The 2,165-nt window shown below is 32.2% G+C and carries 1 protein-coding gene; it reads right to left on the reverse strand.

Annotated elements, in window-relative coordinates:
• Positions 1 to 1,697 (reverse strand): acyltransferase family protein (locus tag CWB65_RS19070; protein WP_138741253.1); only part of this gene is annotated, 1,697 nt, incomplete at its 3' end.
• Positions 1,698 to 2,165 lie beyond the last annotated feature (468 nt).

A 2,165-nucleotide genomic window follows, 5' to 3' on the forward strand; every position in this document is an offset into this window, starting at 1 on the left:
CAAACACGGGGCGATTCACTATTCAACAGTATATTTTTAGATAATGTTTTTGGAATGTTTTTTCTCATTTCTGGTACTGGTTGCAAAATATAGACTGGATGAGTTTTAGCTAATTCGTTTATGGTTAACTTTAAGTTTGTTTCTATTTCTTCGTATAACAATTCATTCAGTGTACTTTGGGGTATTGAAAAATAAATTGATGGCTCTGTGTCCAAAATGCTGTTTATTCTTTTAGGATTTGATTGCCCGTAAACATAGGCGCCAGTCCTTGCGGCCCAGAATACAGGGACATGTTTATAATTCTCTTTCAAAAACTTTATTCTTTTGTTGTTTTCTATAAAACACTCATCACCATTTTTCGTTGATAATGCATTCATAATAAATGGACAAGCTGATTTAGTAATTGCAATTATCCCCTCTTTATCTAATTCAAAAATGCTAGCTAATGATGTTGTAACAGCGTCAGCATGGCTGTCACCTACAATTATCGCCTTTACATTAGTCTTATTGCCAATGTAGCAGGTTAATTCACTGGCTGTTATGCATTTATAAGGGTTTTTATTAGATGCTTCATTACTCGCCTTTATTACATCATTGGGATAATGCTGTTCATAACCATTTGTTGTATATAAAAATACACCTACAGTACTAGTAATAATAGCTATCAGCAGTGGTTTGTACTTAAATAAGTCATTTATACTTGTAAAAGATCTATGAAATTTCAATTTCTCAATATATTTGCTACTAAAATAACCAAGGAGTATAGAAAGAGTAATCCCTAAATAAATGAAATTTGAGTTTAGTGAAAAGTAAGTAATAGCAACAACTAAAGGCCAGTGCCACAAGTATATTGAATAAGACCAACTCCCTACTTTTTGAAAAACAAAATTGTTTGTTATTAAGCTATTTTTAGCATTAGCTTGAATTATTAAAAATGAACCCAGTACAGGGAATAAGGCTAGATAACCTGGCCAAGGAGTGTGTTTTGTTATTATAAGGTAGCTTGCGACAATAAAAGTAATGCCGATAATTTCTAGTGCCTTACTTTGTTTACGGTTTACACTAATTGGATAAAGATAAGCTACACCACCTATCATCATTTCCCAAGCTCTAGCAGGGAATAAAAAGTATGATGAACTTGGCCATTTGTAAGTTGCAATTACACAAAAAGCAAAGCCAAGCAAAGTACCTATTAAAATAATTTTTTTAGTCCAAGTTAAGCCGATTAATTTGTTACAAATAACTAGTAAAATAGGGTATAAAATATAAAACTGCCATTCAACAGATAAAGACCACGTATGCAACAGCCACTTTTCATGAGAAGCCGTATCAAAATAACCAGATTCTAACCAATAAATATTATTTGATATAAAACCTATGCTACTTACAGCATGTTTGGCTAGGGATTTATAATCCACAGGGGAAAGAAAAAACCAGCCAAATATTAGCAAAACTATACACAAAATGGCTAAAGCGGGAATGATTCTGTTAGCACGAGAAATATAGAATTTTATTATTGAGAAGTTTTGTTGTTCTAATCCTTTAAATATTATACCTGTCATTAAAAAACCAGAGATGACAAAAAAAACATCTACACCAGCAAAACCACCAGGCATCCAACTAGGGTTAAAATGAAATAATACTACAGCTATAACGGCGATGGCTCTTAAGCCGTTAATATCTTCTCTGAAATGCACTTTGACTCTCCATATCAATTTATCTTTTATTGTATATTAATCAATTGTTATTACAACTATGTAGTCTTATTAGCGGCTTCTGATTTTTAAATTTATTTGTAAAAAAGCTTCATATCGTAAAGGTAGGAAATATTTATCCAAACAGAATAATTTCATAAAGAGGTGTAAATTAGAAAACACTAAGAATTCAACTAAAGCTTTTTATTTTGTCATTAGATCACTTTTCTAAAGCGCAGTTCCTATTAACCATTTTGTGAATATTTAATTAATTATTAATAACTTGAGTGAGCAAGCTTCACGCTTACGGTGTGAAATTGACTTTGCTTTGTAGACGTAGAGCTTGCTCACGTTAGAAGCGGCAGCTTCTTGTTATTTAAAAATAAATATGACCACAGAGCACACCGAGGCGCTTTGCGCTACACAGAGTTAAAAAAATATTGGTTTGGTCACTTCTCCTGGCCTTCAATT

This window comes from Pseudoalteromonas sp. S554 (assembly GCF_005930865.1).
GTDB lineage: Bacteria > Pseudomonadota > Gammaproteobacteria > Enterobacterales > Alteromonadaceae > Pseudoalteromonas > Pseudoalteromonas marina.